At 60.4% G+C, this 5,379-nt stretch carries 6 protein-coding genes; all 6 read right to left on the reverse strand.

The genetic code is table 11. From position 1 onward, the window contains the following. Positions 1 to 12: 12 nt before the first annotated feature. Positions 13 to 585 carry a nucleoside-triphosphatase gene (locus AB7E65_RS11765; RefSeq protein ID WP_428745989.1) on the reverse strand — a complete coding sequence of 191 codons (573 nt, stop codon included), beginning with the start codon at positions 583 to 585 and terminating at the stop codon, positions 13 to 15. Positions 586 to 608: 23 nt separating this feature from the next. Continuing rightward, on the reverse strand, positions 609 to 2,378 hold the full coding sequence (locus tag AB7E65_RS11770; RefSeq protein ID WP_428745990.1) for a radical SAM protein: 1,770 nt from the start codon (positions 2,376 to 2,378) through the stop codon (positions 609 to 611). Next, the gene (locus AB7E65_RS11775; RefSeq protein WP_428745991.1) at positions 2,359 to 3,045 is read right to left on the reverse strand and encodes a class I SAM-dependent methyltransferase; all 687 of its coding nucleotides are present in this window, start codon (positions 3,043 to 3,045) and stop codon (positions 2,359 to 2,361) included. Before AB7E65_RS11775 ends, AB7E65_RS11770 begins: the two co-directional genes overlap by 20 nt. 23 nt (positions 3,046 to 3,068) lie before the next feature. Beyond that, the gene (locus AB7E65_RS11780; protein ID WP_428745992.1) at positions 3,069 to 3,632 is read right to left on the reverse strand and encodes an FmdE family protein; all 564 of its coding nucleotides are present in this window, start codon (positions 3,630 to 3,632) and stop codon (positions 3,069 to 3,071) included. A gap of 10 nt (positions 3,633 to 3,642) precedes the next feature. After that, entirely contained in the window at positions 3,643 to 4,482 is an 840-nt protein-coding gene (locus tag AB7E65_RS11785; RefSeq protein WP_428745993.1) for an ABC transporter ATP-binding protein, read from the reverse strand. 1 nt (position 4,483) lies between these two features. Further along, positions 4,484 to 5,379, reverse strand: an 896-nt coding sequence (locus AB7E65_RS11790; RefSeq protein ID WP_428745994.1) for a FecCD family ABC transporter permease, incomplete at its 5' end; no start/stop codon positions are given.

The following is a 5,379-nucleotide window of genomic DNA, read 5'->3' on the forward strand; positions in this document are numbered from 1 at the left end:
GTTGAGAATTTTTCAAAAACGAAAGTGCGAAGGGGGATCAACACCCGGAAGCCATTCCTCGACAGTTATCAACAAGTTATCCAGAGCTTGGGGCTGTGATGCGTCGATAACCCGCACCGGCGACAGCTGCCATTTCCTGCAGACCGCTTCCACTCGGGCCGCTTGAACCACCCACAGCTGTAAAGAGCGGCATTGCCGCAGCAACGGACCAAGATTCCGGGCCCATCCTGCACCGCGCAGTTCAAGGGAGCCGACTTCATCGACCACCACCAGATCCGCCCCGGCGCATCGCCGCGGGCCCAGGGCAAGATAACCGGCGGCAAGCCCTTCGGCATGAAACGCATAGGGGAAAGCATGCGGACCGCAATCGGCGATACGCTCCGCCAGGAGCGTGCGCCGCCCGTCGGCCAGATCGACAAGGGTAAAACCGCTGCGCCGCTGGTCGCGCCATTGCCCTTCGGCCAGAATGCCGGCCAGTTGCCGCCCCTTATCGCGCAGATGTGATACCAGAAGGGTCACCAGGGTGGTCTTGCCGCAATGGGCCGGGCCGCTGACAATGATCAGCGGCCCATGGTTTGCTCTCATCGGTTCCACCTGCCGGTTGTCCATCAGGTTCGTGTCCAGCACCAGGTATTGCTCGGTTTTCCAAAGGATCGGTTGAGATGATCGGGAACAAAGGGCATGTCGTAAAACTCGCCATAAAAATCCTTTGACTCCCGGGCGATATCGAAATGAAACCGCTCGGGATGCAGGATGTTGGCGAGGAACAGCAGACCGAGAATCCAGCGCGGACCGCCAAAATCACTGGACGGCACCGGCGGGGTGTAGATACGCAGATTGCGCACCGCCTCCACATCCACACCCAACCGCAGGCATTCAGCATGGAAATCCTGCACCGGACAGGAGAGAAACGCGGATATGACCATCACCTCCGGATTCAATGCGTTCAAAACTTCGCGGTCGATGCTCATCCCCGGCCGTCCCGACAGATCCAGGCGCCGGTTGACGCTGTCCCCGCCGGCCAGTTGGACCAACTGGTTTTCGAAACGCGGGCCCTTGATGGCGAACAGCGGTTTGCCCATGGCGTAATAGACCCGGGGACGATGGGTTACCGCCGCCAGCCCTCGGGCCACCGCCTCCAAGCGTTCACCGAGATAGGCGATCAGTGCCGCGGCCCGTGCCTGGCGCCCGGTCAGGGCGCCGAAATATTCCAGTGTGGCCAGATACGCGGAAGGCTGCTGAATGGAAAGATGCAGCTCCTTCAGACTTTGCAGATTGAGAATCTTTTCCCAGACCCGCACAACCTCGACCGCATCCCTCACGCCCAAGGCGATCAGCATGGATTGCACGATCTCAAGCGCCCGGGTGAAGGGATAACCGCCCTGGAAGTCCCCCTCCCGGAAGGCACCGACCACGGCGTCTCCCCGCAGATCCAGAAATGCTGCCCCGTGGGGGCAGCTTCCAGGCTGCGCAGCCAGCAGCCGCGCCCCCATGGGACCGTAGAAGTCGCGTCTGAGCAGAACCTCGCCGCACTCCGGACACAGGCTGTCGAGCTGATCGGTGCCCGGGGAATTGAACAGGTAGACATGTCGCAGGATCTTGCGCAGATCGAGGACCAGCGCCTCCGACTCCAGGATGGTCGGTTCCCAGCCGGGATCGGCGGATTCCAGGGGGATATAACGCATCACCTGCAAAGGTATGGCCGGCGACAGCTTCGCCACCCGGCGAGCCAGATCCCGCAGCTCGTCCTGGTTGTCCCGGCGGTGCATGCAGGCCACCTCGACATGCACTCCAGCCTCGTGCAACAGGCGCAGGTTGCGCAGCACCGCGTCGGGCGACCGTCCGCCGCAGCTTCGATAAGCCTGCGCGGTAAGGCCCTTGACGCCGATGTTTATAAAATCGATAAATGGCAGCAAACGGGACAGGGACCGCTCGGTAAAGGTGGCATTGGTGGCACAACCGACCAGCAGACCGGCGGCACGTGCCGCTTGTGCCACTCTCGTGAAGGTATCGAGACTGGCCAGAGGGTCGTTCATCAAAAAGGCGATGCCACGGCACTCCTGGGAAACGGCCGTGGCCACCACCTGGTCCGCGCTCATTTGCTGCATAATCGAACTGGCCGGGTCCATCTCGCGAACCAGGGTGGTCGAAATGCAACCCGGACAATTCAGATTGCAGCCCACCGTGCTGATCTGCAGAAACTTGCTGCCTGGGTGAAAATGCAGCATCGGCATGGTTTCGATGACTATCGGGCAGGCGAGCAGATAGCGATCGGGGTAACATTCGACCATGGTTTCGCCAATCCGGCGGTACTGGCCGCACCCGCCGAGGCCGCCATCTGCAACGATACAGCGGTTTTCACAATTCAGGCATTGCATGCGGCACTCCTTTCGAATCCCCCGCGGAGATGGAAGTCAGTGCCGGTTTGCTCATCACTACCCAGGTGCCATAGCCATCCTCGATGATCCGCCAATCCGCTTGCGACAGCGGCGCAAGCGCCTCCACCAGAAATTCCCGGCGCAACCAGCGGGCCCGTTTGTCGGGATTGTCCTTGCGCGCCCAGTCCGGACGCATTCGGTTCGCCTCCTCGAGGCTCTGAAACCGGCTGAATCCGCCCCCGACAAAACTCAGGCCTCCCGGTTGCAGCACCCGGTATATTTCCCGGAAAGCCACCACGTAATCATCCCAGAAGGGTATCGATCCGCGACTTACCACCAGCCGGGCATAATCGTCCGGCAGCGGCATGGCATGCACATCGCCCTCAAGAAAGGTGCAGCGGCCTTCAGGCAAGCCATGAGACCGGGCGTTTTGCGCCGCCAGCGCCAGGGCCTCGGGGTTGATGTCCAGCCCCGAGAGTTCACAGTTGGTGATCTTGCCCAGCTCGATAAGCAGCGGCGCGCCGCCGGTGCCGATATCCAGGCATCGCCCGCGGCTTATGCCGAGATCCTCCACGATCTGCCGGGCCAGCAATGGATACATGGAAGCGAAGGGATGGTTGTCGTCATAACGGTAAAATGCCAGTGAATCCTGCTTCTTCTTTGTCACGCCAAACTCCTTGATCCATCCCTTTATCCGGCAAAAGGCTGATAATAGGTCCCGAAAGCGCAGGCACGGCACAGCGGATCGGCTTGCCCCTGTCCGGTGGGCACATCGCGATAATCGAGCACCGTCTCTCCACAGCGGCTGCATTGGACGATACGCTCCGGAGGACCGGGCAAATCACCGGGACCAAATGCGACCCGGACCTGCTGCCAGCGCAGCAGTTCCGCATCCGTTTTTGCCAGAGCCGCGGCCCTGGCCTGATCCGGGGGCAAACCGTTGTCGCTGTCGCCGCGGCTGGCCACCCGCCAGGCCTGGCCGGTCTTCGTATTGACAAAAGTGGCCGCCATTTTGCCGTAATCGTGAAATTTCAGACTGCGCCGGCCGAGCCGCACACCGGTGGCCATGATAATGGCATCCGTGATGCAGCGATCGTTCTCCACTATGACAATCAGATCCTTGATATCTTCCGCGGCTATCAGTTCCAGACCTTTTTTAGCCATACGCACGCCCATCACCTGTCCCATGCAGAGATGGCCGTGAAACGCTTCACAATCTTTCAGTGTCGCCTGTACATCATCAACTTTCAGCATTCCTCCTCCTTTAACTGCGGCCTGCCATTAAAACAGGGCGGGGCACATCCTCCATGTCACAACTGCACAACCTGTTGCGAAGCCTCTGCGGCATGCATATTCTGAAATTCTCCAGCAACTGCCAGACTTCGACATCGGCCTGATACAGACGGCAAAGATTTTTCCGGGTCACGGCGGTATCCGGAGCCCCCTCGGCAATGATGCTGCCATCAGACAACATGACAACCTGGTTCGCCACCCACAGCACATGATCGGGGAAATGGGTCGACATGACAAAGGTGTAGCCTTCGCCGGACAGGGTGGCCAGTTGCTCCAGCAGCCTGATCTGGTTGCCGTAATCGAGCCCGTTGGCCGGCTCGTCGAGGATGAAGGTGTGCGCGCCCTGGCAGAGGGCCCGGGCAATAAGCACCATCTGCCGCTCCCCGCCGCTGATCTGGGTGTAGGGACGCTGGCTCAGGTGCCTGATTCCCAGTTTGTCGAGTGCCTCCAGGGCCAGATGTTCGTCCCTGCGGTGATAGGCCGACCAGAACCCTTTATGGGGAAGACGCCCCATGAGCACCACGTCAATCGCCCGATAGGCAAAAGCGGCCTTGTGTATCTGCGGCACATAGGCCACCCGCCGGGCCATTTCACGCCGATCGTAGGAAGCAACCGGGCGGCCTTCGAACAGGATTTCACCGCCGGGCACCGGCAACAGCCCCAGCAGGATTTTCAGAAGAGTGGTCTTGCCGCAGCCGTTGGGTCCCAGCAGCGACACCAGACTGCCTTTTTCAATATCGAAACTGACATTGTCCAGCACCGAGTGGCCGCCATAGCCGAAGGATATGTTTCTGACTTCCAACAAAGCCATGCTAGCCCCACCCCTTTCGTGCGTTTTTCAGAACCAGGATGAAAAACGGTATGCCGATCAGAGCCGTGATGATGCCCAGCGGTATTTCGATATCGAGCAGCAGACGGGAAACATCGTCCACCAGCACCAGATACAGGGCCCCGAGCAGAGCGCTGACCGGCAGCAAAGTGCGATTGTCCGGCCCCACGAGCATACGGCCGATGTGCGGAATGATCAGCCCTACCCAGCCGATCAGGCCGCCGACCACCACCGTCAGGGCGCTTATCACCGTAGCGAAGAAAATCAGCCAGAACCGGATCAGACTTACATTCACCCCCAAACTGCGCGCCTCTTCGTCCCCCATGCTCAGCACATTAAGGTAGCGGGCCATTAGCAGCAGGCCGGCAATGCCGGAAAGGACGGGGATGGAAATCCACAGCACGGTGTGACTGTCCGTCATGGACAGGCCGCCCATCAGCCAGTAGACGATGGCCGGCAGGGTATCGTAAGGATCGGCCAGGTACTTGACGATCGACAGCAGGGAGGTAAACAGGGAGCCGCTGATGATTCCTCCAAGAATCAGCATCAGAAGTCGGTCGCCCCGATAAAGACGGGCGATGCCGATGGCGATGCCAACGGCCAGCAATCCCCCGGCGAAACAGCAGAATTGCACCCCGAACCAGCCTCTGGACAGCAACATGCCGAGTGCCGCGCCGAACGAGGCGCCGGGCAGCACGCCGAGCAAGCCCGGAGACACCAGAGGATTGATGAACATGGACTGAAAAGCCGCGCCGGATGTCGAAAGCGCGGCGCCGATGAGCACCGCCGCAGCAATACGGGGGGCGCGAATCTCCCACAGAATATTGCGCAGCAGGTCGTACCGCTCAGGGCCGAGGGCCGCTGCTCCCGTCACCTGCT

Origin of the sequence: Syntrophotalea sp., from assembly GCF_050253115.1 — a bacterium.
GTDB lineage: Bacteria > Desulfobacterota > Desulfuromonadia > Desulfuromonadales > Syntrophotaleaceae > Syntrophotalea > Syntrophotalea acetylenica.